We start from the raw sequence: 23818 nt of genomic DNA, 5'->3' as shown, positions 1-23818 counted from the left end.
ATTCGCTCCGATACTTAAGTGTGGTCAGTTAAAAAAAGTGCCCGCCGGGGGACGGAGCACAAAACTGTTTGCCGTGGCGTTACCGGCGCCGGCTGCCTGGTTGATCTGCACGATTCCGCTCGCGTTACGGTAGGCATCGCTGGAAATGCTTGCCTCGCGCACGCTGTGAATCGCGTTCGACTGTCCCGAACTGCCGTTTTTCGGGGCCGTCGCGGATAGCTCCCCATCCGAGACGGTCTCGACTCCGAGCGCCGCAGTCCCGATCTGGGTGCTGTTGCGCTGCAGATTCCCTGCTCCGGCCGACTGGTTCACCAGCACCGCGCCGGAGGTGTTCGAAAAGGCATTGGCCTCGATCGACGCTTGCGCGCGCGGCACGTTCGCGACCACCGACGCGCTCTGCACGCTGGCGTTCGCGTTGCCGACGGCGGCGCCTTTCGTCACCGTGATCTGGTTGGTCTGCGCGTTGTCGAGGCCGGCGGTTTCGTTGACCGAGAGGGCGCCCGTCGCGCCCATGCCCGCGCCGCTGCCGATCGTCGCGGTGGCGCCGACGACCGGCACCACCGGCGACTGCGCGTGGGCCTCGCCGGCGACGAGCACAGCGACGCCCATGCACAGGCACGCGCAAACGCGCAGGGCAGTGCGCGCCGCAGTGAAGTGCACTGATGGGAGCGATTGCAGCGAGGGGCGCAGGCGCGTGCTCATTTCAGACCTCCGAGCGCGCCGCCGAGCGCGTTCGACAGCGGCGCGAGCGCGCCCGTCACCGACGAGCTGATCGTGCCGCCGACGCCCGTCGCCGGTCCGCCGATGCCGCCCGCGTTCATTGGGATCGTGCTGCCGGTCGCCTTGCCGGAGAGGATCTGCGTGACGGCCTGCATGCCGGTGCCGCCGAGCACGCCGCCAGCGGCGACGCCATTCGAGCCGTGCGCGTTGGTCAGGTCGGTGTCGCCGACGAGCGTCGCGATCGTCGGGTCGAACGAGTTGGCCGGGAACGTGGTGGCGCGCACCGCGACCGGGTCCTGGCCGCGCGGCACGGGGACGAACGCGTCGCGCGGCGTGACGCTGCGCTCGACGATGATGTCGCCCGGATTGGCGACCTGCTCGGCATACGCATGGCTCGTGAAGCAGGCGCTGATGAGGGCGCTGGCGAGGAGGGCGGTGCTGGCCGAAGCGGCGCGCGACAAGACGGGAGCGTTGCTGAACGACGCCGCCGGCAGCCCGAGGGCGTGCGGCGTCTGGTGATTGGTACTCATGTCCCGGTCCCTTCTCTGTTGTTGCTTGTGTCCCGCCGTCGTGGGGCGCGCTGCTTCTCGCGCGGCCACCGGTCCCGCGATTCCCTGGTTATGTGCTATCGGTTGTTGCTTCGTCTTGCCTACTTGCGCTGGTATGTCGCGACGTTGCCCTGGGCGGCGCGCGCGGCATCGACGGGCACGGGCAGCGGCGACGGTGGGGCGATCTCGTCCCACAACGTCACCTGGTTGCCGCCGCTTTGCATCAGCTGCGGCGTCGCGGCGACCATCAACATGCCGACCGCGCCGCCGCGTTGCCGCGACAGCACCTGGTCGTCGAGCGAAATATCGTTCATGGATGCAGCATCGGCAGCCGGGTTCGACGCGTTGGCGGCAAGCTGGCTGTCGTCCTCGGCGGCAAGCGGTGTGATTGCTTGCAAGCTGGCGGGGGCGGGGTCCGAGGCATCGTTGGAGTCCACCAGCGTGACGGATCGCGTCGGGGCGGCTTGCGCTGTCGGGGTGCCGGCACTCGCCGGCAGCGCGCTGAGCGCAAGGGCTGCGCAAATCGCGAAGAATGGTGCGCGGCGGCTTAACAGATCGATGCGGAATGCAAGTCGCATGATGTATCTCCCTGGTGCTCGCCAATTAGCGAAACATGTGCCATCGCTCGCAATCCATTGATGCGTCGGGCGCCAACCAGCGGAAAGACGACTAATGCGTTCCAAATCCGGAAAAAACGTTGCAGCACTGAAACGGGTCAGCAGAAAATACCTATAATTCGTTAATCCCCGAGGTACGAACTACTGTCGCGAGAACGCCACGAAAAGCGCTTCCACTAATGTTTTATTTGTCGGCTGAATAAATCGCGATTGGCCGCTAACCCATGATGGGCAAGGGGTCCATCGATTAAATTCGCATAATTGTTTTCGAAGCGGCGCACGTATAGTAAGCTCTCGAAAACAGCTTCAGATTTAAAAAAGGCCCATATCAGGCCGCCTCAAACACACACGCCGCTTTCTTGGGGATCAGCTGTCCGCACGGAATGGAATGGCCGTTCGGGTTTTGCGATTCGCGAATCCCGAACGAGTCAGCGTGTCTGAACCGCAGTTTCAGGTGCATGCGTCGTCCTTAACGTTCGTTGACGAGAGGATCTGAATAATGGAACCCGCAACGCGGCAACTGATTTACGTTTCGCGTGACCCGAGCGCGGAACTGAATACGCGTTTTATGCAGCGTGGCTGGCATGTGGAAGTCGTCGGATCGGCGCGCGATGCGCGCCGGGCAGTGCGCACCGGCTCGGCAGCTGGTGGCCTGCTCGATTTGTCCAGTGATTTCCAGCCGCACGAAATCGCCGCTTTTGAATCCTGTCTGACCATGCCGAACGTCGGCTGGGTGGCTGCGACCGCGCCTGGCCAACTGCAAGACGCCGCGTTGCGCCGGCTCGTGCGCGACTACTGTTTTGATTACGTGACGGTGCCGTCTTCTGGCGACCGTATCGTCGACTCGGTCGGTCATGCGTACGGCATGATCTCGCTGAGCGACACGACCTCGCACGAAGGCTTGCAAGGCGCCGAGGGCGAGATGGTCGGCTCCTGCGACGCGATGCTCGCGCTGTTCCGCTCGATCCGCAAAGTCGCGATGACGGACGCGCCGGTGTTTATCTCCGGCGAATCGGGCACCGGCAAAGAGCTGACAGCGGTCGCGATTCATGAACGCTCGGCGCGGCGCAACGCGCCGTTCGTGCCAATCAATTGCGGCGCGATTCCGCCGCATCTTCTGCAATCGGAACTGTTCGGCTACGAGCGCGGCGCGTTCACCGGCGCGAACCAGCGCAAGATCGGCCGCGTCGAGGCGGCCAACGGCGGCACGCTGTTTCTCGACGAAATCGGCGATCTGCCGCTCGAAAGCCAGGCGAGCCTGTTGCGCTTCCTGCAGGAGCGCAAGGTCGAGCGGCTCGGCGGACATACCGCGATCGACGTCGACGTGCGCATCATTTCGGCTACACACGTGGACATGACCGCGGCGATGATCGAAGGACGCTTCCGTTCCGACCTGTATCACCGCCTCTGCGTGCTGCAAATCGACGAGCCACCGCTGCGCGCGCGCGGCAAGGACATCGAACTGCTCGCGCGGCACATGCTCGAACGTTTCAAGAAGGATGCGAGCCGCCGCCTGCGTGGCTTCGCCCCCGATGCGATCGCCGCGCTGCATAACTACGGCTGGCCCGGCAACGTGCGCGAGCTGATCAACCGGGTGCGGCGCGCGATCGTGATGTCGGAGGGACGCGCGATCACCGCGCGCGACCTCGAGCTCGCCGAATACGTCGAGATCGTGCCGGTATCGCTCGCGCAGGCGCGCGAAGCGGCTGAGCGTCAGGCGATCGAGCTTGCGTTGCTGCGCCATCGCGGGCGGCTCGGAGACGCGGCGCAGGAGCTCGGCATCTCGCGGGTGACGCTGTACCGGCTGCTGTGCTCGCACGGCATGCGTCATATGGAAGGCGAGCCGATGTCGGCGCCGCACGGCGATTTGCCAGCGTCGGTGCAGCATCTGTAAGTGGCGAGGCTGGCGACGCGGCATCCGAAGGTCGGGCGCGTCGCCTCGAAGCACTTTTGCGTGCACGTGTTTGCCGCTCGTATGCCGCGTACTGCGGCGTTTTCTTTCCCGTCTGAACTCCCCCTCGTTATTTCCCATGCGGCGCGCCATGCTCCGGCGTCGTCCCGTCGCGCTTGTTAGAATCGGGCTTTGCTCAATTCCGTGAGCGCGCCTGATCGGGTTCGCGCCGCGTCGAAGGAAACCGCATGAAACAATACCTGGACCTCGTCCGCACGATTCTCGACACCGGCACGTGGCAGGAAAACCGCACCGGCATCCGCACCATCAGCATGCCCGGCGCGATGCTGCGCTTCGATCTGCAGCAAGGCTTTCCGGCGGTCACGACGAAGAAGCTCGCGTTCAAGTCGGCGATCGGCGAGCTGGTCGGGTTTCTGCGCGCTTCGCGCAGCGCCGCGGATTTCCGCGAGCTCGGCTGCAAGGTGTGGGACGGCAACGCGAATCAGAACGCGCAGTGGCTCGCGAATCCGTATCGCGAGGGCCCGGATGATCTTGGTGACGTTTACGGCGTGCAATGGCGCAAGTGGCCGGCCTACAAGGTGCTCGACGCCAGCGCTAGCGCGCAGCTCGCCGACGCGCAGGCGCGCGGTTTTCGCGTGATGACGCAGTTCGACGAAGATGGCCGCTCGAAGGTATTGCTTTACAAGGCGATCGATCAGCTGCGCCAGTGTCTCGACACGATCATGCAGAACCCCGCCGATCGACGGATTCTGTTCCATGCCTGGAATCCGGCCGTGCTCGATCAGATCGCGCTGCCGGCTTGCCACCTGCTGTACCAGTTTCTGCCGAACGTCACGCGCCGCGAAATTTCGCTGTGCCTGTATATCCGCAGCAATGACGTCGGGCTCGGCACGCCGTTCAATCTGACCGAGGGGGCGGCGCTGCTGCATCTGGTCGGACGGCTGACGGGCTATACGCCGCGCTGGTTCAGCTATTTCATCGGCGATGCGCATATCTACGAGAATCAGCTCGATATGCTGCACCAGCAGCTCAAGCGCGAGCCGTACGAGAGTCCGCGGCTCGCGATTTCCGATCGCGTGCCCGATTATGCGAAGACCGGCGTGTACGAGCCTGAATGGATCGAGAAGATCGAGCCGGCGGATTTCTCGCTGGTCGGCTATCAGCATCACGAGCCGCTGACGGCGCCGATGGCGATCTGATCTGACGCCGGTGGAAGCGGGGCGATAGCGTTCGCCCTCGTCGAATATATAGAAAAGCCCCGCGATGGTTTGCATCGCGGGTTTTTTTTGCCTGAATGGCAAGTGTCCTGCTCAGCCCCTGTGATGCTCGTCGCGATTGCCTCCGCCCTGGCGTTGCTCGACGTGTTGCGGTTGCGGCTGGGGTTGCGGACGTGGCTGCTGCACCTGCTGAGGCCGCGGTTCGGGGCGCGGCTGCGGCATCTGCATCTGCGGACGCGGCTCCGGCCGGGCTTGCGGCATCGGCTGCGGACGCGGCTCGAAATGCGGTTGCTGCGCCTGCTGGAACTGCGGCGCGGGCCGAGGAGCTTGCGGCATCGGCTGCGGACGCGGCTCGAAATGCGGTTGCTGCGCCTGCTGGAACTGCGGCTCGGGCCGAGGGGCTTGCGGCATCGGCTGCGGACGCGGCTCGAAATGCGGCTGCTGCGCCTGCTGCATCTGTGGTTCGGCACGCGGTTGCTGCGGCGGGACGGCGCGCGGCGACTGTTGCATCGCAGGCGGATGCCAGTTCGACGCACGCGCCTGTTGCTGCGCGGCCGGGTTTTCAGGCGGATGCGGCACATTGGACTGAGGCACGAAGCTCGGCTGTTGCGGTCGGCCGGGCTGTTCGATGCGCGGTGCCTGCTGCGCCATCGGCGTATGCGGCTGCGTCCATGCCGGCTGAGACCTGCCGACCGCGCCCCATTCCTGCGGCGCACCGTGCTGCCGTGCGTGCGCCGCCGCGTCGGCTGGATTACCGCCGCCTGCTTGCGGTGGCCGCGGCACACCGTTCGACGGATGGCCCATATTGCCCGCCACCCCGCTTTCGCCGGGCTGCGGCGGACGCCCGTTGCCGATCATCTGCGGCGGCATGCCGGGACGCGCTTGCGGCGGCACTGCGCCACGCGGCCCCACGGCGCCCACCTCGCCGGGCCGCTGGCCGCCCTGCTCGATGCCATGCGGCGCGTCGCCCCCTATTGCGGCAGGTGTACCAGGCGCGCCCGCCGCCATCCCCGGCGGACGTCCCGGCACGTGCGATTGCACGACCCGCACGTTCACCATCGGCAGCGCGCCCGGTGCGCCGGTCATATGCGCGGGCACCGAGGTGCGCACGACCGGCTGGCCGCCGCCGGGCACCCGACCGCCGCTTTGCGCGAAGCGCTGGGCGAGTTCGTCGTGAAAAGCGGCGGGCATGACGGGATTGCGGGTCGCGACTACGGGCCGGCCGACGACTCTCGCCGGTGGCCGATAGTTCGCGCGCCGCAGATCCGACCCGAAGCTTTCGCGCACCGGCGCGATCCCCGGTGCGCCCGGGTTGATCCGCGCGTTGCGCCACTGCGCCGGGTCGACCTTCTGCGAGAAGCGTCGGACCGGCTGCCCGTGCACGAACGCGGTCGCCGGCACGGCCGTCACACAGCCCGGCACGCGATAGTTCACGTACGTGTTCACGTTGCGGTGGTAGTCGTTGAAGATCGTCGCCCGGTTCACGCGGTTGTAATACCCGGCGCTCCAGCGATCGTGACCGCCCCAATGCGGATGCCACGGCTCGCCCGGCCCGAGCGGAAACCACGCGACCCCCGCCGCGACGACGCCGCCGACCGCCAGGTTGACACCCCAGTCGGCGCCGCCGTCGTCATCACCGACGAACGCGACCAGCGCCGGCGCATAGGCCGGCGCCACGTCCGCGTCGAGCGGACCGGGCACCCAGGCCCACGTGCCGTCGATGTCGGCCCAGCGGCCGTAGTGGTATGGCGCGAAGCCCCACGGCTGGTCGTCGACCCAGGTCCAGCCCCAAGGCGCCTGCCAGACCCAGTGGCCGTCGTGATACGGCGCCCAGCCGGCCGGCATCGCGTTCGGCACCCACACCGCGCCGTACTGCGGCGTCTCGCGCCAGGTGCCGTTGGCATCGAGGTCCGCGTAGCCGGGGATGTCGCGCGACACGTAGCGCGCCGACAGCGAACGGTCTTCGGTGGCGTCGCGGCTGGCGGCCCATTGGTCTAGTTCGTCGGCGGCGGGCGCGCGGTTGTCGGCGAGTTGCTGCAGGTTGGTGCCGGCGAAGCGGATCTGCTGACCCGCCGCGACCGGCATCTGGCCGCCATCGCCGTAAGCGATCGCGCTGCCGCTGCGCACGGTGACCGTCGTGCTGCTGCCGTCGGGCGCGACGTCGACGCGGTAGTCGCCGGGACCATTCACGCCGAGCGCAAGGTTCGGCGTGTCGATTTCATACGACGACCCCGGCGCGAGTTCTCGCACACGAGTCGACAGCGTGCCCTGCGCGACTTTCAGTTGCGCGGTCGTGTCGTCTAGATTGAGCACGTCGAGGCTCGTGTTCTGGCCGAGGCGCACCGCGGTCGAGCCGATGTGCAGCTCGGAGCGTGCATTCTGGTCGTTCCACAGCTGGTCGCCGGTCGTCAGCGGCCGGTTGATCTGGGCATACGACCAGTCGGTCGCGCCGGCGGGCTCGGTGGTCACGGCGCCTGCCGTGTAGTTCAGACGCGCGATGCGCCCCGGCGGATCGCCGCCAACCGGTTCGCCGCCCGACCCGATGGCCGCCGCGGTTTGCGGCGCGGATGGCGCTTCCTGCGCGACAGCGGTTTGCGCGGCGAGCGCGACGACTGCGGCCGCGATCAGCGTATAGCCGCTTATCCGGCGATAGGTCCCGGCTTGCCGCCCGGATTGCTTGGCGTGTGTCATGACTGATCTCCGACGGACGCGGCAATCGGCCGGGTCCGTTCAGTCACTGTACCTGCCGTCTATGTTTCAAGGCCCGCACATTTGTAAGGTGGATTCGCTGCCCTGTAACAAAAGGTCTCGCGCGGGTCTCGCGGCTTCGCGGCACCGCCAGGTCAACGGTCTATCCGGCCAGAAACGCATCGAATTGCTGATGGCCGGCCGGCGTGACGCGCAGCACGCGCGGCCGCTCGGTCCGCTCGACCCAGCCATGCGCCGACCACGCGTCGAGCAGCGCCGCGCCGAGCGCGCCGCCCAGATGCGGCCGACGCATGCTCCAGTCGAGGCAGGTGCAGGCGAAGCGCCGCCGCCGGGTCTTCTGCGCGGCGAGGTCGATGCCCCAGTCGGCGAAGCGGGCGGCGCCCTGCGCGGTCGCCTCGAGCGATGCGCCGTTTTGCGTCAGCAGCCCGCGTTCGAGCATGCGCTCGAACATCCGCACCGACAGCTCGCCGGCCATGTGGTCGTAGCAGGTGCGCGCAAAGCGCATTTCTACCGGCACGGTGCGCGCCGGACGCGGCACGGAGCGCTGCGGCGCGCTGACTTGCGCGACGTTCGCCAGTGCTTCGATCGAGGCGGCGATGTCCGCCGACGCGATGCGGAAATAGCGATGCCGGCCTCGCACTTCGAGCGCGAGCAGCCCGCCGTCGGTGAGCCGTCCGAGATGGGCGCTCGCCGCCGATGGCGACAGCCCCGCGATCATCGTCAGTTCGCCCGCGGGGCGCGCACTGCCGTCCATCAGCGCCCACAGCATCGCGGCGCGACCGGGATCGGCGAGTAGCGCGCCGATGCGGCTCAGGCCGGGAAAGTGGTTCTGCTCGTCTAAGAGGGGGGCGGTCATGGCGCGTCTCCTGAATGAGCGGCAAAGGGCGCCGCCACGATTCCTACTCTACGCGCATCCGGTATTCGATGTTTCAGCTTTGCGTGAACAATCAATGTGACGGACGTGTCCCGCTCGCCCGCATTCCCGCGTCGTCTCGTGTGGCCAGGCTAGAATCGAAGCCTGTCTTTGCAGGAATACGATGTGATGAAAACTCTTCTGGCCGTCGCCGCGACGGTTCTGCTGTTCACCGCCTGCGCAGGGGGCGGAGCCGGCTCGGGCTCGGCCGGCAGCGGCAGCATCAGCATGTACGGCATCATCGACGAAGGGATCACCATCCACAACTAGGCCGATCGCCGGCCCATCGGCGCGCCTCGCGCCGCGTCTCCCATTCGACGCCGCGCCGCGCGCAATATTGCGCTCGTATAATCGCCTCCTTTCAATGCATCCGATTGACCGGAGTCAAGATGAGCACTGTTCCCACCGCACCGCTGGACCGTTCGGAAACCACCTTCCGCTTTCTCGCCGAGCCGACCTCGGTCAACTTCGGCGGCAAAGTGCACGGCGGCGCGCTGATGAAGTGGATCGACGAAACCGCCTATGCATGCGCGGCCGTCTGGTCGGGGCGCTATTGCGTGACGGTCAGCGTCGGCAATATCCGTTTTCGTCGGCCGATTCTCGTCGGCAATCTGGTCGAGCTGCGCGCGCGCGTGGTCGCGACGGGCCGCACCAGCATGCACATCCACGTGTCGGTGCACGCGGGCGACCCGAAGGGCGGCGAGCTGCTGCAGACCACCGACTGTCTCGTCGTGATGGTAGCCGTCAACGAGAACGGCCATCCGGTGCCCGTGCCCGCCTTCTTGCCCGAGACCGAGGAGCAGAAGCGCCTCGCCAAGTACGCGATGGACGTGAAGGAAGCGCTCGACGCGATCGTCGAGCTGAAGCCGGAAGAAGTCGCGCAGGGAAAGATCTGAGCGCAGCGGGGCGGCGGGCGGCGCGCCCGTTTGCGCGCCTTCCGTCACGCCGCCTCGCGCATCGTTATGCCGTGCGTCCGACCATATCCTTCGGGCGCACCCACTCGTCGAACTGCTGCTCGGTGACGTAGCCGAGCGCCAGCGCCGACGCCTTCAGCGTCGTGCCTTCCTTGTGCGCTTTTTTCGCGATCTGCGCGGCCTTGTCGTAGCCGATGTGCGGATTGAGCGCCGTCACCAGCATCAGCGATTCGTTCAGCAAGGTATCGATGCGCTCGTGATTCGGCTCGATGCCGACCGCGCAGTTGTCGTTGAAGCTCTGTGCGCCGTCGGCGAGCAGGCGCACCGACTGCAGCACGTTGTGCGCGATCATCGGACGGAACACGTTCAGCTCGAAGTTGCCGCTCGCGCCGCCGATGTTCACCGCGACGTCGTTGCCGAACACCTGCGCGCACAGCATCGTCAGCGCTTCGGATTGGGTCGGATTGACCTTGCCCGGCATGATCGAGCTGCCCGGCTCGTTTTCGGGAATCGACAGCTCGCCGAGACCGCAGCGCGGGCCGCTCGCGAGCCAGCGGATGTCGTTGGCGATCTTGTTCAGGCTCGCAGCCACCGTTTTGAGCGCGCCGTGCGCGAACACCAGCGCGTCGGCGGCTGCCATTACCTCGAACTTGTTAGGCGCCGATACGAACGGCAGACCGGTCAGCTTGCCGATCGCGGCGGCGACGCTGTCGGCGAACTTCGGATGCGCGTTCAGTCCGGTGCCGACCGCGGTGCCGCCCTGCGCAAGCTCGTACAGATGCGGCAACGCCGACTCGACGTGCCGGATGCCGTGCTCGAGCTGCGCGACATAGCCGGAGAATTCCTGGCCGAGCGTGAGCGGCGTCGCGTCCTGCAGGTGCGTGCGGCCGATCTTGACGATATCGGTGAACGCTTTGGCCTTGCCGTCGAGCGTATCGCGCAACGTTTTCAGCGCGGGCAGCAGATGCTTGACGATCGCGTCCGCGGCGGCCACGTGCATCGCGGTCGGGAACACGTCGTTCGACGACTGTCCGCGATTCACGTCATCGTTCGGATGCACTTTGCGCGCTTCACCGCGCTCGCCGCCGAGCAGTTCGCTCGCGCGGTTCGCGATCACCTCGTTCAGGTTCATGTTGGTTTGCGTGCCCGAGCCGGTCTGCCAGACCGCGAGCGGAAATTCGCCCGGATGCTTGCCGTCGATGATCTCGTCGGCTGCCTGCATGATCGCGCGGGCCTTCTGCTCGTCGAGCACCCCGAGGCCGAGATTGACTTCGGCGGCCGCGCGCTTGATCACCGCGAGCGCGGTGATCAGTTCGGGCGACTGCTTTTCCGTCGAGATCTTGAAGTTCTGCAGCGAGCGCTGCGTCTGCGCGCCCCACAGGCGGGCGTTCGGCACTGCGATTTCGCCGAAGGTGTCGCGCTCCATCCGTACGTCTTCAGTCATGGTTGACTCCGCTTCTCAAAGTTCCGAGTTGACAGGCAATAAGGAGAATAGACCGGTTAGCACATTCCGGTAAAAACCGGCCTGTGGATCGAAAATGTAGGTGCGTGTCTCGCCGTTCTCGACGTCGGTCCAGACGAGCGGCGACAGCGGCGCGCCGATCGAGCGCAGATAGGCGAGCTGGGCCGAGTCGGCGAGCGTTACGTGGTAGCTCTGCTCCGGCTGGGTCCCGCGCTCGAAGATTCTCGCGACCTGATTCGCCAGTTCGGGGCTGTGGATCACGAGCGCCAGTTCGGTGTTCAGATTGGCCGAGCGCGGATCGAGGTTCATCGAGCCGATCACGAGAATCTGGTGGTCGATCACGTAGGCTTTCGCATGCAGGCTCGCGCGCGAACGCGAGCCGACCAGCCCGACGTTCGGCGTTTCCTGGCGCGGCCTGAATTCGTACAGCTCGACACCGGCCTTCAGCAGCGGCACGCGAAACGGACTGTAGCCGGCCTGCACGGCGACCGCGTCGGTGGCGGCGAGCGAGTTGGTCAGCACCGCGATACGGATGCCGCGATGCGTGAGCTCGCTGGCTGCCTGCACCCCCGCGGCGTGCGGCACGAAGTAGGGCGACACGATCAGGAAGTCGTGCTGCGCGTCGCGCATCAGTTCGCGCAGCCGCGCGAGCGGCGGGCTCACGTAGTCCGGCGACGGATGCTCGATCTTCTCCGGCAGGTCCACCCTGAATTCCGCGTCCGCCCACGTGAGGCCGAGCTGCTCGCTCGTGATCTGCGCGGCAAGCGGCGTCGCGTTCAGCGGTTTCGCGTTGTACGGATCGGCGTTGGTGCGCCAGTGGTGGCGCAGGTCGTCGCGCGTCTGGTCGAGTTCCTTCTGGTCGAATTTCTGCTTGTTCAGCGCGCGCAGCGGATAGGCGAGCTCGCTGTTCCAGTAGTCGTCGAAACTCGCGGAGACGTCGGCGACGATCGGGCCCGCCGCGAGCACGTCGAGGTCGCGGAACTGCAGCGTTTCGCTCGCGCTGAAATACTCGTCGCCCAGATTGCGCCCGCCGACGATCGCGAGCTGGTTGTCCGCGATCATCGCCTTGTTGTGCATGCGGCGCGTGAAGTGACCGATCTGCGTGAACACGTTCGCGGTGCGCTCGAACATGCCTTCCTGCGCGCTGCCGAACGGGTTGAATACGCGGATCTCGATGTTGTCGTGCGTATTCAGCCCCGCCATGAGGCGGTCGATGTCCTTGAAGTTCAGATCGTCGACCAGCATGCGCACCCGCACGCCGTGATCGGCCGCATATAACGCGGCGCCGAGCAGCAGCTTGCCGGTGGTGTCCTCGTTGGCGATGTAGTACTGCATGTCGAGGGTTTTGGTCGCCGCGCGCGCGAGCGCGATGCGCATCTGCAGCGCGTCGGTGCCGTTCGCCAGCACGCGAAAGCCCGACTGCTCCGGATGTTTCGCCGCGAGCGGCGCGAGCGCTTCGCGCAGCGGCGTATCGGCGGTGGCGGGCAGCGCGTGCGTGACCTGGCGGTCGAACGCGGTGGCGGGCGGCTTCGTCGCGCAGGCGGTCAAAAAAGCCGTCGCGCAACACAGCAGCAAAACTTGCCTCGTCGTGCTGACTATCGAGCGGCGGCGCGCGGCCCGCCGATGTTGTTCGAATTGGCCCTGCACGCTGTTTTCCCCTTGTTTTGCAAGCTTTTCGCGTGGCGGCAGCGAAGGCCTGCGCACGCTGTCGAGAAAACCATTCTAAGGGAATTGGGGCGCGGGTTCGGCGCTCGTGGGCAAGCGCGCCTGCCGCGCGTTGGTGGAAGGCGCCGCGGTTCGGTTCGGTGATCCATCACCTGCGGCGAACCGCGGCGCTGACGCCAGCTCAGACGCGCTCGGCGTGAAGCGCGCGCTCGCCTTCGGGATGGGTCGAGCCTTTCGCCGGCCGACCCGCCCACACGCCCGCGAGCAGCGAGCCCGACAGGTTGTGCCAGACCGAGAACAGCGCGCCCGGCAGCGCGGCGATCGGCGTGAAGTAGAGCTTGCCGAGCGTCGCGGCGAGGCCGGAGTTCTGCATACCCACTTCGATCGCGAGCGTACGGCACACGGCTTCGTCGAAACCGAGCAGACGGCCGCCCCAGTAGCCGCCGAGCAGGCCGATGCCGTTGTGCAGGACGACGCCGACCATCACGAGGAAGCCCACCGACGCGATGCTCTTCTGCGTGCCGCCCACCACCGCGCCGATGATCAGCACGATCGCGACCATCGACACGAGCGGCAGGATCGGCTCGATCTTGCGCACGAGTTTGCCGAACAGATGATTGACGACGAGACCGACGACGATCGGCAGCGCGACGATCTGCAGGATGCTCATCAGCATGCCGTGCACATCGACGGCGATCGACGCGTCGACGTAAAGACGCGTGAGCAGCGGGGTGGCGAACACGCCGACGAGCGTCGACAGCGCGCTGATCGTCACCGACAACGCGACGTCGCCGCGCGCGAGATAGATCATCACGTTCGACGCGGTGCCGCTCGCGACGCTGCCGACCAGCACCATGCCGGCGGTCAGGTCGGGCGGCATGCGCAGCGCCTTCGCGATGACCCATGCGGCGAGCGGCATCACGAGGTAGTGCAGCACGATGCCTGCGATCACGGGCGCGGGGCGCGTGAACACGCGCAGGAAATCGCCGGCCGACAGCGTGACGCCCATCGCCAGCATGATGATCGTGAGAAGCGTGGTGACGTGCGGCGCGACGCCGGAAAACGAGGCCGGCGAGAAGTACGCGGCGACCGAGACGAGCACGGCCCAGAGCGGGAACAGTCGGGTGACGCGGGCAAGCATGAGGGGTGGTCCTTGGTTATGTTGTATCGCGAGAGAGCGGGGGGCCGCGGCGCGGCCGCGTGTCGGCCGGCGTTGCGGCGTTTGCCGCGCCGAAGTGGCTGAAGCGGCTACGGCAAGCGCCGTGGCGAAAGCACGGCAAACACGGGCGGCCAATTGAAGCCGCACGCGTCGCGGGCAATGATGGGTGCTCCGGCGGCGCCAGTCCGGCGCCTGCCTTCGTGAGGCGCGCCGTCGTGCGGTTCGTGGCGCGTGAGCGTGGGTTAGCGCTCGCGTGCAGCGGCGGGCATTTTACCTTTTACAGGGAATGCTTCAGGAGTGGAGCTTGCCGCGACGTCGCTCAAACCGAGTGTGCGGGCGGTGTGGCCGATGCCACCGTCGGCGGCTGCCGCCCGCTCAGCTTGTGAAAACGCAGCGTCATCAGCAGCGCGACGCTCGCGAGGCCCGCGGCGAGCCCCCACCACAAGCCGCGCGCGCCGAGGCCGGCGTGAAACGCGAGCAGATAGCCGGTCGGAAAACCGATCACCCAATAGCCGAACGCAGCGGCGATCATCGGGATGCGGGTGTCTTTCAGGCCGCGCAGACAGCCGGAGCCCACCGCCTGCATCCCGTCGACGATCTGGAAGATCGCAGCCACGCCGAGCAGCGAACTCGCGAGCGCGATGGTCGGCGCGTTGGCCGGATCGTCGAGATGCAGATACAGGCCGACGATCCAATGCGGCGCGGTGATCAGCACGAGACCCGACATCGACATGAAGCCGACGCCGAGCGCGAGCGCGACGAAGCCCGCGTGGCGCGCGGCGAGCGGCTGGCCGGCGCCGGCCCAGTAGCCGACCCGCACATTGGCCGCCTGACCGATCGACAGCGGCACCATGAACGCGACCGACGCGACATTCAGCGCGATCTGATGCGCGGCCAGTTGCGATTCGCCGAGCAGGCCGACCATCAGGCCGGTGGCAAGGAACAGCGTCGACTCGACGCCGTAGGTGATCGCGACCGGCCAGCCGATGCCGAACAGCTCGCCCATCAGCGGCAGCTTCGGCCGCGTCGCGACGACGAAATGCCGGAAGCGCGGCCGCAGATGCAGCAGCGCCATCAGCACGAGCGCGGTCAGCCACACGGTGATCGTGGTCGCGGCCGCCGAGCCGAGAAAGCCGAGTCGCGGCAGCCCATACGCGCCGTGAATCAGCCCGTAGTTCAGGAAGCCGTTCACAACGACGCTCACGATCGACACCCACAACAACCGCCGCGCCGCGCCGATCGCCGGCAGGAACGAGCGCATCAGGCCGACGCCGATCAGGCTCGCTGGCGCGCCCCAGCGCAGCACCGCCGCGTACCGGCCGACGTTGTGCGCGAGCAGGCCCGGCTCGCCGAACGCGACCAGGATGTGCGACGCGAACGACAACAGGATGAACGCCGGCACCGCCAGCAGCACCGACAGCAGGAAACCGGTCCAGTAGATATGCGGCACGCGGCCGTCGTCCTGCGCGCCGCGCGCGTGCGCGACGCTGACGCTGACCGAGGTCAGCACGCCTTGCAGCAGCGTGACGACGACGAAAAAGAGGTTTGCACCGAGGCCGCCGGCGGCGAGCGCGTCGGGGCCGAGCGAGCCGAGCAGGATCGTGTCGGTGACGCTCATCGCCATCTGCGACAGTTGCGCGATCGCGAGCGGCGCGGCGAGCCGCGCTGTGTCGGCCGCGTGACGGGATAGAGTCGGCGGCCGGCTGGCCGCGTGGGCGAAGCTGGGTTGAGTCATCGAATGCCTGGCGGCGAAAGTTGGCCACTGCGGTGGCAACTGCAGTGGCGACAGCAAGAGGCGGACGCAAGCGGCGCCGCATTGCATCGCGCCGCGCTCCGACGAGCGTCGGAGCGGCGGGGCAGCGGGCGGGGAAAATCCGCGGCGCGGCGGCGAGCCGGTCAGCCGACTCCACGCCCGTGGCGCGATCCGTCGTTTACCTGTCGAAACCGACAGCTTATTGCCTCGCCCGGGCGATGTCGATGGACAACGCACAGTTCCGGTGCGCGGCGTCCTGCGAATTTCCGGAGTGGCGTCAGCCTTCGTGGACCGCGATCCGCGTATCGCCGAGCAGCACGACCTGGCCCGCGCGGATTTTGCAGGTCTTGCGGGTCTCGACGCGGCCATCGACCATCACGGCGCCGTCCGCGACCATCATCTTCGCGGAACCGCCGCTGTCCGCGAGGCCCGTGATCTTCAGCAGATTGTGGAGTTCGACGTACTCGCCGGTCAGCGTGAAATTGAGATTGGGCATGGCGTTTGCACCTTGGGCACGGGTCGCGTTGGGGGTTCGCATCATAAAGCAAGTACACGGCGGCGCGGCGGTGCGGGGCCGTCTCCGCTGTGTCGGATGCAACCCGCGAGCCATCGCGCAAGCAAATGAAAGTAGATGTTATTCAGTTGTCGGAAAGTGAAACGTTCCGTAACGCTGGTCGCACCGGACGGATTTCACTCCTAAAGTGCACCTCAGCAGCAAAGCCCGCTGGCAGTCCGGGATCACTCCCCGGCCACCCGTCCAGCGACGCATAGACCGGGCGGGGTCGTCGTCACGACGCCAGAGAGTCCGCCTGTGTCACAACTAGTCTAGAGAGGATAGCCATGACCCAGATTCGTACGCTCCTGATCGGTACCGCCCTCACTGCTTTTGCCGCGACGGCCGCCGTCGCGCAGACCGCGCAGCCGGCAGCAGGCATCGGCGGTCAGGCGCAGATCCAGAGCCAAGGGGCCGCCGAGGTGGCGCCGCCGTCCGCGGCCGGCGCCCAAGGCATGCAGGTGCCGCCGTCGGCGCAAGGCATGCAGCAAGTCCCCGGCGCGCCCGCCGCGCAAGGCGTCGCGGCGCCGCCGCCCGGCCGTCTGACGGCTTCGGGTTCGACCGACCCGCTCGTGCAGAAGCGCGACGCCGACGCGAAGGCCAACGCCGAGTATCGCGCGGCGAAGAAGTCCTCGAAGGCGGAATTGAAGGCTGAGCAAAAGGCCGCGAAGGACCAGTACAAGGAGCAGGTGCGCGGCGCGAAGCTGAACCAGAAGGCGGACAAACAGAGCGCCAATAACGAAATGAAGATGAACATGGAAGGGCAGGCTGCCGCGCAGACCGACGGCGCGGACGTCAAACACTAAGCCCTGCTGGATGCCGCGGCGCGTGGGTCTGCGAGGCTCGCGCGCCGCGGGCGTCTGTCGCTTTCCAAGCTGTGCCTCAGGGAGATATCAAATGAACATCAATCGTTGCAGCCGAAACCGTATTTACGCCGCGCTGATCGCGGCTTGCCTGTCGTCGGCCGTGTTCGCGCAGACCGCGGACCCGGCTTCGGCGCCCGCCACGCACGCGGACAGGAAGGCCGCGAAGGAACAGGCGAAGGCCGACAAGAAAGCCGCGGTCGCCCAGGCGAAGGCGGACAAGACCAAAACCGACGCGCAGGCCGACGCCGACAAGGCCGCCGCTGATGCCAACGTGAAGGACGCTAAGAAGCAGTAGCGCGCGGTTTAGACCGGCGGACAGGCGCCCCAAAAAAGGGGCGCTTGTCGCATGGGGTTGTATGGATATACAGTATGCGTCGCATCCTGAAAATCCATCCAACCCGCAAAACCGCTCAGTGTCCACCGTCGCCGAATCCGCTCCGTCGTTCGATACCGCCGCCTGGCTCGCCAAGCTCAACGACGCCCAACGCGAAGCCGTCGAATACGGGACCGACACGCCAGACGCGCTGCCCGGCGCGCTGCTCGTGATCGCGGGCGCCGGCTCCGGCAAGACCAACACGCTCGCGCACCGCGTCGCCAATCTGGTGGTGAAGGGCGCCGATCCTCAGCGCATCCTGTTGTTGACCTTCTCGCGCCGCGCGGCGCTCGAAATGACCCGCCGCGTGACACGTATCACAGGCGCCGCGGCCACCAGCGTCGGCGCACGCGCCGCGCTCGCGCAAGGGCTGACGTGGGCGGGCACGTTTCACAGCGTCGGCGCACGGCTGTTGCGCGAATACGCGGATCTGATCGGCCTCGCGCCCGCGTTCACGATCAACGACCGCGAAGACTCCGCCGACCTGATGAACCTCGTGCGCCACGAGCTCGGACTGTCCGCAAAGGAGCGGCGCTTCCCGGCGAAGGGCACCTGCTTCGCGATCTACTCGCGCGTCGTCAACACCGGCGCATCGCTCGGTCAGGTACTGGACAGCGCGTTTCCGTGGTGTCGCGAGTGGGAGGACGACCTGCGCCGGCTGTTCGCCGCGTACGTCGACGCCAAGCAGAAGCAGAGCGTGCTCGACTACGACGATCTGCTGCTCTACTGGTCGCACATGGCCGCCGAGCCCAGCATCGCGGCTGATCTGTCGGCGCGTTTCGATCATGTGCTGGTCGACGAATACCAGGACACCAACCGCCTGCAGGCGTCGATCCTGCTCGCGCTGAAGCCGGACGGCCGCGGCCTGACCGTGGTCGGCGACGACGCGCAGTCGATCTATTCGTTTCGCGGCGCAACGGTGCGCAATATCCTCGATTTCCCCACGCAGTTCCAGCCGCCAGCGAAGCAGGTCACGCTCGAGCGCAACTATCGCTCGACCGAGCCGATTCTCGCCGCGTCGAACGCGGTGATCGAACTCGCGAGCGAGCGATACACGAAGAATTTGTGGACCGACAAGGCGTCGGCGCAGCGCCCGAGACTCGTCACGGTCGCCGACGATGCCGCGCAAGCTCGCTACGTCGTCGAGCAGGTGCTCGAAGCGCGCGAGCAGGGCGTGAAGCTGAAGTCGCAGGCGGTGCTGTTTCGTGCGGCGCATCACAGCGCCGCGCTCGAGATCGAACTCACGCGCCGCAACATCCCGTTCGTAAAATTCGGCGGGCTCAAATTTCTCGACTCGGTGCATGTGAAGGACGTGCTCGCGGTGCTGCGCTGGGCCGAGAATCCGCGCGACCGTGTCGCCGGCTTTCGCGTCGTGCAGTTGCTGCCGGGCGTCGGTCCGGCCACCGCGGCGAAGGTGCTCGACGACATCGTCGCGCGCGCCGACGGCGGCGATCCGGTCGCGACCGCGGGCGGTGTGCTGGCCGCGTTTGCCGCGCCTGCGCGCGCGCAGGAAGACTGGCATCCGTTCGTCAAGCTGATGTCGAGCGTGTATGGCCGGCAAACGCCGTGGCCCGCCGAGTTCGAGATGGTGCGGCGCTGGTACGAGCCGCATCTGGAGCGCAATCACGAGGACGCCGCGATCCGTCACGCGGACCTGCTGCAGATGGAAAGCATCGCTGGGACGTATCCGTCGCGTGAGCGCTTCCTCACCGAGCTGACGCTCGACCCGCCCGACGCCACCAGCGACGAATCCGGCGTGCCGCTGATCGACGAGGACTACCTGATCCTGTCGACGATTCACTCGGCGAAGGGCCAGGAGTGGCGCAGCGTGTTCGTGCTGAACGGCGTCGACGGCTGCATTCCGTCCGATCTCGGCACCGGCAGCGACGAGGAAATCGACGAGGAGCGGCGCCTGCTCTACGTGGCGATGACGCGCGCGAAGGAAGACCTGCATATCGTCGTGCCGCAGCGCTTTTACGTGCACAACCAGACGCATCTGGGCGACCGCCATGTGTGGGCGTCGCGCACGCGCTTCATCGCCACGCCGATGCTGCCGCTGTTCGACGCCTACGCATGGCCGCGCGTGCCGGTGGCGAGCGCGCCGAGCGCGGCGGGGCTCGCCGCCGCCGCGCAGGCGAAGATCGAGATCGCGGCGAAGCTCAGGAAGATGTGGGATTGAGCGGCTAGCGCCGCTCGTGTCAGTGGAAGCTCAACGCGGCTGCCGCTGCTGTTGCTGCGCGACCGGAGGCGGTGGCACGAAGAAATTCCGCAGCCATGCCGCGAGCCGCGAGAACACGTCGTATGGCTCCTCGACGAAAATCTCCGGCTTCAAAAGCCGCAGATACTCCATGATCTGCTGCGCTTCCTGCTTCTGGAACGTGCCGTGCGAAATGCCGAGCCGCAACAGCCCACGCAGTTCGCCGAGCTTCTCGCGCGCGGTGCTGCCCACGCTCGTCTCGCACGCGACCTTCGCCTCGTAGACGCGCTGGCGCAGCGATTCGACGAGCCGCCATGCCGGCGTCTGCATCACTTCCTCGAGCGCCTGGATGTCCTGCACCGTGCTCTTGATCTGCGCGGCGAGCGGATCGACCAGCGTTGCATCGCCTTCCGCTTCCTTGACGATCGCGGCGGCCCAGTCGCGGCATTGCTTGCTGAGCTCCTCGGGCGTCCATTCCGAGCGCGCCGCGAAACCGAAGCCGAACTCGCTCGCCTGGCGCATCAGGATCGACACGACGTCGGGAAACTCCTTGTCGAGCGTGCGTTTGGCCCACGCGTACTGGCCGCCTTGCAGCATCCGCTGCACCGCGTGCTCGGTGAGCGGCACCATGTTGTCGAGCAGCTTCGCGCGCAAGAAATCTTCGAACGACGGCGTCGCAAACTGCGGATCGAGCTTCAGCGAGACCCGCAAAAAGGCCTCGAAGTCTTTGCGCAGCGACGCGACGGTCTCGTCCTTCAGTTTCAGGGTGATTTGACCCATGTGTTATCCCGTTTAATGCGGCCGCGTGTGGCGCACCGTCGCACGGTCGTCCGGTCACTCGCGGACCGAGGCGACGCGACGCCGGTTGCCGACGCGTTTGATTTCAAGCTGTTGCCGCGTAACCAACGGGACGACTCCCGATGAGCGGACCTCGACTGCATATCGGCGGGGTGGCGGGAAACTTGAGGGGCGCCCGGCGACGGGTGCGGGCTTTGGAGGGATGCTTCGGGCGCTTGCGCGCCTCGCTGCCGCTGGGACAGGGAGCGCGGTCCGCGATGTGCCGACGGACCGCTGATGAGTCGATGAGCGTTGAGAAAGGGCGCGCTTACTTCAGCACCACGCACTGCCACACGAAGAACACGACGAGACCGACTGCGATCGTCAGCAGCGGCCTGCGCGTCACGGCACTGACGACGATCGCGGCGAGCGCGCCGATCAGCTGCGGATTGCGCCAGGTCAACTCGGCGTTGTTGCCGTGCGGCGACACGGCCATCGGGACGATGATCGCGGTCAGCACGGTGACCGGCACGAAGCTGAGCGCAGTGCGCATCAGCGGCGGAAACACGAGGCGGTCGCCGAGCACGAACACGGCCGCGCGGATCAACCACGTAATCGCGGCCATGCCGACGATCAGAACGACGTAGTTCATCGTGTGGCCTCCACCGGACGGCGCGCGCCACGCAGGTTCAGACGCGACATCGACAGCAGCACGCCGACCGCGACTCCCGCGAACACGGCGCCGAGCAGGCCGAGCTTGTACGGCCACGCCTGCCAGAAAAACGCCAGCGTGCCGGCGGTGACGGCGGCCGCGATATAGCGCAGCGCGACCAGTTGCGGCACGACGATCGCGATGAACGTCGCGACCATCGCGAAGTCGAGGCCGAGCGACTGCAGGCCCGGGAAGGCCGCGCCGAACAGCAGGCCGGCGACGGTCCACAGCTGCCAGTTTAGATACATCGCGACGCCGGCGCCGAAGAAATAGTACGGGCCGACGGTGCCCGGTTCGCGATGCCGGTAGTGCTCCCACGCGACCGCGAAGACTTCGTCGGTGAGCAGCGCGCCGAGCGCCCAACGCCAGCGCTTCGGCAGATGCGCGACGTGCGGCGCGAGCGTCGCGCTATACAGCACGTGACGCAAATTGACGACCAGCGTGGTCGCCCAGATCACCGCGAAGCTCGCATGTCCGGCGATCAGCCCGAGCGCGATGAACTGCGCGGAGCCCGCGAAGACGACGAGCGACATCAGCTGCCCGTGCCACGGATGCAGCGGGCCGGACGTCACGAGCGTGCCGAAAATGACGCCGAACGGCGCGGCACCGACCATCATCGGGATGATGTTGCGCGCGCCGGCGGCGAATTCTTTCAGATGGCTGCCCTGGGTGGGCTGGCCTTGGGTGGAATCGGTCAATCTGAGCCTCCTTGATTTGGGAAGCATAGCGACTGACGGGCATACGGACTTGTACGTTCTTGCGGCGGGTTGTTGGTGGGTGCTACGGCGTAGCGGGGGGATGACTGATGAAGGGCTGGCGAAGGCTGGCGAATTGCGGCGGGAGGCTCACTGCGCGCGCGGCGCAGGTGCCGGCGCTGCCGCATCGCGTGACGAGCCGCGCTGCGTTCCTTGCCATTGGCCCGGCGGCACGCCGAACATGCGCCGGAAATGCCGGGTGAAATGACTCTGATCGGTGAAGCCACTCGCGGCGGCGACGTCGGTCACCGGGACGCCGGCGCGCAACGGCGCGAGCGCGCGCTGCAGGCGCATCTGATTGCGCCACGCGTGCGGCGGCAGGCCGGTCGATTGTGTAAATAGCCGCGCTGCGTGGAACGGCGACAGACCCGCTGCCTTCGCGACCTCGGCAAGCGTCACCGGTTCGACGAGGTCGCCGGTCAGCCGCTCCTGCATCAGTGCGACGCGGGTGTCGTCGGTGGCGACGCGCGCTGTGGCGGGGCGCGTCCGCGCATAGCGGACCAGCAGCGTGGACAGTGCGTCGAGCATCGCGGCTTCGGCGGCGAGCGCGTCGTTGCCGGCTTCGAGCAGACGGTGCGCGTGCGCGAGCCGCATCGCGAGATCGGGATCGCGGATCACGCCGGGCGCAAACCACGGCAAGGCCTGCGGCTTGCCGGCGACTTCGTCGGCAAGGGCGCGGAGGAACTCGACTGGCGCATACATCACGCGATACCGCCAGCCCGCCTCGACCGCCCTCGACCCCGTATGCAACTCGCCCGGATTGATGATCGGCACGCTGCCCGCTTCGGCGACATGGTTCTCGCCGCGATACCGATAGCATTCCGCACCCGCGACGATCACCGGGATCGTGTAGGCGTCGTGCCAATGCGGCGCGAACTCGTGGTCGTGGTATTCGGCGGTGAGCAGATCCGCGCCGGGCAGTAGTGGCGTGCGCCAGTAGCGGGCGGAATCGCGGAAACGAGGGGTGGCGGTCATGACGAAAGTCCAGCTGGACGGGTCAGTTTAACGCGTCGTGGCGTCGTGGGCATGGACGGCGTCGGGCGCGCTGGCGCGTTGCGTCGCGCCGCGTGCCGCCGGCGCCGTCAATTGCCAGAGCTTGCGTTACTTGAGCGGAATGGTCGTGCCGGTCGGCATCGGAACGGCGCTCACGCTGTTTTTCGCGCTGCCGCTGACGACGCGGTCGCTGTAGGTCAGATAGACCAGCGCGTTGCGCTTTGTGTCGACCACGCGCACCACGTGCAGCGACTTGAAGATCAGCGACATGCTGACCGAGAACACGTCGTCCTTCTGCTTGATGGGTCCGGTGAAATGCAGTTCCCCGACCTGCCGACACGCGATCGATGCTTCGGTCGGATCTTCGGCGATGCCGAGCGTGCCTTTGACGCCACCGGTCCGAGCCCGCGACACGTAGCAGGTGACGCCTTGCACGACAGGATCGTCATAGGCTTCGACGACCACGCGGTCGGAACCAGTGACGTGAAAATTCGTATTGACGCTGGCGATTTCTTCGCCGCGCGCCGAAGAGAGCAGCAGGGCGCCGATCGCCGCGAGCGCGATGTGTAGCGAGGTGGATTTCATGAGTGTGCCGGTTGGTGTCTGGAGTGAGCCGGCGCCAGAGGGGTGAAACGTGCGCCGTGAAGCCGCCATCGTATAACGGCGTGCCGCACGCGTGAGGCTGCCGATCGGGGCGTAAAAACAAAATCTATGGTCAGCCTGATTTTTGCAAGCGAGGCGGTGTTGGCATAAATTGGACGTGCGCAAATCTATCCGGGGTCATGATGGGAACAGGTTCCCGCCCCATGATGAGAGCCGCGCCGGGCAAACCTACAAAAGGCCTCAGCGTCTGGCGCTGTTGTTTTTACCAGGTTGCTTGCCCGGCCGTTGAGTCGTTTGTGCCTTCACGTATCTCGCGTCGCAAAACCAGGAAGGGGTTGAGTACAACGTGATAAGCGACGCCGCGTCAGGCTGCTGTCACAGCCTGTTCGCCCTGGTAGTG

General features: G+C 66.7%; 22 protein-coding genes. 7 read left to right on the top strand and 15 right to left on the bottom strand.

Annotated elements, in window-relative coordinates:
• Positions 1–24: 24 nt before the first annotated feature.
• From GCT19_RS29720 to GCT19_RS29710, 3 genes are all read right to left on the bottom strand, one after another.
• Positions 25–702, bottom strand: a complete 678-nt coding sequence (locus tag GCT19_RS29720; protein WP_193727465.1) for a hypothetical protein — start codon at positions 700–702, stop codon at positions 25–27.
• Entirely contained in the window at positions 699–1250 is a 552-nt protein-coding gene (locus GCT19_RS29715) for a hypothetical protein (protein ID WP_152853918.1), read from the bottom strand. Before GCT19_RS29715 ends, GCT19_RS29720 begins: the two co-directional genes overlap by 4 nt.
• Before the next feature lie 119 nt (positions 1251–1369).
• Complete coding sequence (locus GCT19_RS29710; protein ID WP_152853917.1) at positions 1370–1846, bottom strand: hypothetical protein; 477 nt, start codon at positions 1844–1846, stop codon at positions 1370–1372.
• Positions 1847–2384: 538 nt separating this feature from the next.
• Between GCT19_RS29710 and GCT19_RS29705 the strand changes: the two genes are divergently transcribed.
• The gene (locus GCT19_RS29705; protein ID WP_013090095.1) at positions 2385–3779 is read left to right on the top strand and encodes a sigma-54 dependent transcriptional regulator; all 1395 of its coding nucleotides are present in this window, start codon (positions 2385–2387) and stop codon (positions 3777–3779) included.
• Positions 3780–4024: 245 nt separating this feature from the next.
• Positions 4025–4996 (top strand): thymidylate synthase, encoded by a 972-nt coding sequence (locus tag GCT19_RS29700; protein ID WP_152853916.1) that lies wholly within the window; start codon positions 4025–4027, stop codon positions 4994–4996.
• 111 nt (positions 4997–5107) lie between these two features.
• On the opposite strand, the gene GCT19_RS29695 is transcribed toward GCT19_RS29700, so the two are convergent.
• Both GCT19_RS29695 and GCT19_RS29690 read right to left on the bottom strand, forming a co-directional pair.
• Positions 5108–7705 (bottom strand): DUF6600 domain-containing protein, encoded by a 2598-nt coding sequence (locus tag GCT19_RS29695; protein ID WP_152853915.1) that lies wholly within the window; start codon positions 7703–7705, stop codon positions 5108–5110.
• 160 nt (positions 7706–7865) lie between these two features.
• The gene (locus tag GCT19_RS29690; protein ID WP_018433385.1) at positions 7866–8579 is read right to left on the bottom strand and encodes an ArsR/SmtB family transcription factor; all 714 of its coding nucleotides are present in this window, start codon (positions 8577–8579) and stop codon (positions 7866–7868) included.
• 186 nt (positions 8580–8765) lie between these two features.
• Here GCT19_RS29690 and GCT19_RS42940 point away from each other — a divergent pair, with 186 nt between their 5' ends.
• Positions 8766–8906 (top strand): hypothetical protein, encoded by a 141-nt coding sequence (locus tag GCT19_RS42940; RefSeq protein ID WP_176135475.1) that lies wholly within the window; start codon positions 8766–8768, stop codon positions 8904–8906.
• Between the two features lie 119 nt (positions 8907–9025).
• Positions 9026–9532 (top strand): acyl-CoA thioesterase, encoded by a 507-nt coding sequence (locus GCT19_RS29685; protein WP_018433387.1) that lies wholly within the window; start codon positions 9026–9028, stop codon positions 9530–9532.
• A 64-nt stretch (positions 9533–9596) separates the two neighbouring features.
• Here GCT19_RS29685 and fumC read toward each other — a convergent pair whose 3' ends face one another.
• The 5 genes from fumC to GCT19_RS29660 all read right to left on the bottom strand — a co-directional run bounded on the left by fumC (position 9597) and on the right by GCT19_RS29660 (position 16085).
• The gene (gene fumC, locus GCT19_RS29680) at positions 9597–10994 is read right to left on the bottom strand and encodes a class II fumarate hydratase (RefSeq protein WP_152853914.1); all 1398 of its coding nucleotides are present in this window, start codon (positions 10992–10994) and stop codon (positions 9597–9599) included.
• A gap of 15 nt (positions 10995–11009) precedes the next feature.
• The gene (locus tag GCT19_RS29675) at positions 11010–12611 is read right to left on the bottom strand and encodes a phospholipase D family protein (RefSeq protein WP_176135545.1); all 1602 of its coding nucleotides are present in this window, start codon (positions 12609–12611) and stop codon (positions 11010–11012) included.
• A 247-nt stretch (positions 12612–12858) separates the two neighbouring features.
• Positions 12859–13818 (bottom strand): ketopantoate/pantoate/pantothenate transporter PanS, encoded by a 960-nt coding sequence (gene panS, locus GCT19_RS29670; protein ID WP_018433390.1) that lies wholly within the window; start codon positions 13816–13818, stop codon positions 12859–12861.
• Between the two features lie 337 nt (positions 13819–14155).
• Positions 14156–15571 (bottom strand): MATE family efflux transporter, encoded by a 1416-nt coding sequence (locus GCT19_RS29665; protein ID WP_152853913.1) that lies wholly within the window; start codon positions 15569–15571, stop codon positions 14156–14158.
• A gap of 295 nt (positions 15572–15866) precedes the next feature.
• Positions 15867–16085 carry an RNA-binding S4 domain-containing protein gene (locus GCT19_RS29660; protein ID WP_013090085.1) on the bottom strand — a complete coding sequence of 73 codons (219 nt, stop codon included), beginning with the start codon at positions 16083–16085 and terminating at the stop codon, positions 15867–15869.
• Positions 16086–16429: 344 nt separating this feature from the next.
• Between GCT19_RS29660 and GCT19_RS29655 the strand changes: the two genes are divergently transcribed.
• The 3 genes from GCT19_RS29655 (at position 16430) to GCT19_RS29645 (ending at position 19560) form a co-directional block, all read left to right on the top strand.
• Complete coding sequence (locus GCT19_RS29655; RefSeq protein WP_018433392.1) at positions 16430–16948, top strand: hypothetical protein; 519 nt, start codon at positions 16430–16432, stop codon at positions 16946–16948.
• Positions 16949–17039: 91 nt separating this feature from the next.
• Entirely contained in the window at positions 17040–17303 is a 264-nt protein-coding gene (locus tag GCT19_RS29650) for a hypothetical protein (RefSeq protein WP_018433393.1), read from the top strand.
• Between the two features lie 61 nt (positions 17304–17364).
• A complete protein-coding gene (locus tag GCT19_RS29645) occupies positions 17365–19560 on the top strand; it encodes an ATP-dependent helicase (protein ID WP_152853912.1) in 2196 nt (731 codons plus the stop codon).
• Between the two features lie 30 nt (positions 19561–19590).
• Here GCT19_RS29645 and GCT19_RS29640 read toward each other — a convergent pair whose 3' ends face one another.
• The 5 genes from GCT19_RS29640 to GCT19_RS29620 all read right to left on the bottom strand — a co-directional run bounded on the left by GCT19_RS29640 (position 19591) and on the right by GCT19_RS29620 (position 23400).
• Complete coding sequence (locus GCT19_RS29640) at positions 19591–20358, bottom strand: DUF4088 family protein (protein ID WP_018433395.1); 768 nt, start codon at positions 20356–20358, stop codon at positions 19591–19593.
• Between the two features lie 325 nt (positions 20359–20683).
• Positions 20684–21007 (bottom strand): AzlD domain-containing protein, encoded by a 324-nt coding sequence (locus GCT19_RS29635; RefSeq protein WP_013090079.1) that lies wholly within the window; start codon positions 21005–21007, stop codon positions 20684–20686.
• Entirely contained in the window at positions 21004–21765 is a 762-nt protein-coding gene (locus GCT19_RS29630) for an AzlC family ABC transporter permease (RefSeq protein ID WP_018433396.1), read from the bottom strand. Before GCT19_RS29630 ends, GCT19_RS29635 begins: the two co-directional genes overlap by 4 nt.
• A gap of 147 nt (positions 21766–21912) precedes the next feature.
• Positions 21913–22797 carry a helix-turn-helix transcriptional regulator gene (locus tag GCT19_RS29625; RefSeq protein WP_152853911.1) on the bottom strand — a complete coding sequence of 295 codons (885 nt, stop codon included), beginning with the start codon at positions 22795–22797 and terminating at the stop codon, positions 21913–21915.
• A 126-nt stretch (positions 22798–22923) separates the two neighbouring features.
• Entirely contained in the window at positions 22924–23400 is a 477-nt protein-coding gene (locus GCT19_RS29620) for a CreA family protein (RefSeq protein ID WP_018433398.1), read from the bottom strand.
• Between the last annotated feature and the right edge of the window lie 418 nt (positions 23401–23818).

Origin of the sequence: Paraburkholderia atlantica, from assembly GCF_009362785.1 — a bacterium.
GTDB lineage: Bacteria > Pseudomonadota > Gammaproteobacteria > Burkholderiales > Burkholderiaceae > Paraburkholderia > Paraburkholderia atlantica.
Note: the sequence above shows the minus strand (reverse complement) of the source record. Positions and strands in the feature narration are given on the sequence as shown.

Coding starts and splice junctions, on each gene's coding strand:
- fumC (WP_152853914.1), bottom strand. CDS start 10,994: ATGACTGAAGACGTACGGATGGAGCGCGACACCTTCGGCGAAATCGCA.
- GCT19_RS29620 (WP_018433398.1), bottom strand. CDS start 23,400: ATGAAATCCACCTCGCTACACATCGCGCTCGCGGCGATCGGCGCCCTG.
- GCT19_RS29685 (WP_018433387.1), top strand. CDS start 9,026: ATGAGCACTGTTCCCACCGCACCGCTGGACCGTTCGGAAACCACCTTC.
- panS (WP_018433390.1), bottom strand. CDS start 13,818: ATGCTTGCCCGCGTCACCCGACTGTTCCCGCTCTGGGCCGTGCTCGTC.
- GCT19_RS42940 (WP_176135475.1), top strand. CDS start 8,766: ATGAAAACTCTTCTGGCCGTCGCCGCGACGGTTCTGCTGTTCACCGCC.
- GCT19_RS29625 (WP_152853911.1), bottom strand. CDS start 22,797: ATGACCGCCACCCCTCGTTTCCGCGATTCCGCCCGCTACTGGCGCACG.
- GCT19_RS29690 (WP_018433385.1), bottom strand. CDS start 8,579: ATGACCGCCCCCCTCTTAGACGAGCAGAACCACTTTCCCGGCCTGAGC.
- GCT19_RS29655 (WP_018433392.1), top strand. CDS start 16,430: ATGACCCAGATTCGTACGCTCCTGATCGGTACCGCCCTCACTGCTTTT.
- GCT19_RS29665 (WP_152853913.1), bottom strand. CDS start 15,571: ATGACTCAACCCAGCTTCGCCCACGCGGCCAGCCGGCCGCCGACTCTA.
- GCT19_RS29695 (WP_152853915.1), bottom strand. CDS start 7,705: ATGACACACGCCAAGCAATCCGGGCGGCAAGCCGGGACCTATCGCCGG.
- GCT19_RS29710 (WP_152853917.1), bottom strand. CDS start 1,846: ATGCGACTTGCATTCCGCATCGATCTGTTAAGCCGCCGCGCACCATTC.
- GCT19_RS29645 (WP_152853912.1), top strand. CDS start 17,365: ATGGATATACAGTATGCGTCGCATCCTGAAAATCCATCCAACCCGCAA.
- GCT19_RS29660 (WP_013090085.1), bottom strand. CDS start 16,085: ATGCCCAATCTCAATTTCACGCTGACCGGCGAGTACGTCGAACTCCAC.
- GCT19_RS29635 (WP_013090079.1), bottom strand. CDS start 21,007: ATGAACTACGTCGTTCTGATCGTCGGCATGGCCGCGATTACGTGGTTG.
- GCT19_RS29640 (WP_018433395.1), bottom strand. CDS start 20,358: ATGGGTCAAATCACCCTGAAACTGAAGGACGAGACCGTCGCGTCGCTG.
- GCT19_RS29715 (WP_152853918.1), bottom strand. CDS start 1,250: ATGAGTACCAATCACCAGACGCCGCACGCCCTCGGGCTGCCGGCGGCG.
- GCT19_RS29705 (WP_013090095.1), top strand. CDS start 2,385: ATGGAACCCGCAACGCGGCAACTGATTTACGTTTCGCGTGACCCGAGC.
- GCT19_RS29700 (WP_152853916.1), top strand. CDS start 4,025: ATGAAACAATACCTGGACCTCGTCCGCACGATTCTCGACACCGGCACG.
- GCT19_RS29720 (WP_193727465.1), bottom strand. CDS start 702: ATGAGCACGCGCCTGCGCCCCTCGCTGCAATCGCTCCCATCAGTGCAC.
- GCT19_RS29650 (WP_018433393.1), top strand. CDS start 17,040: ATGAACATCAATCGTTGCAGCCGAAACCGTATTTACGCCGCGCTGATC.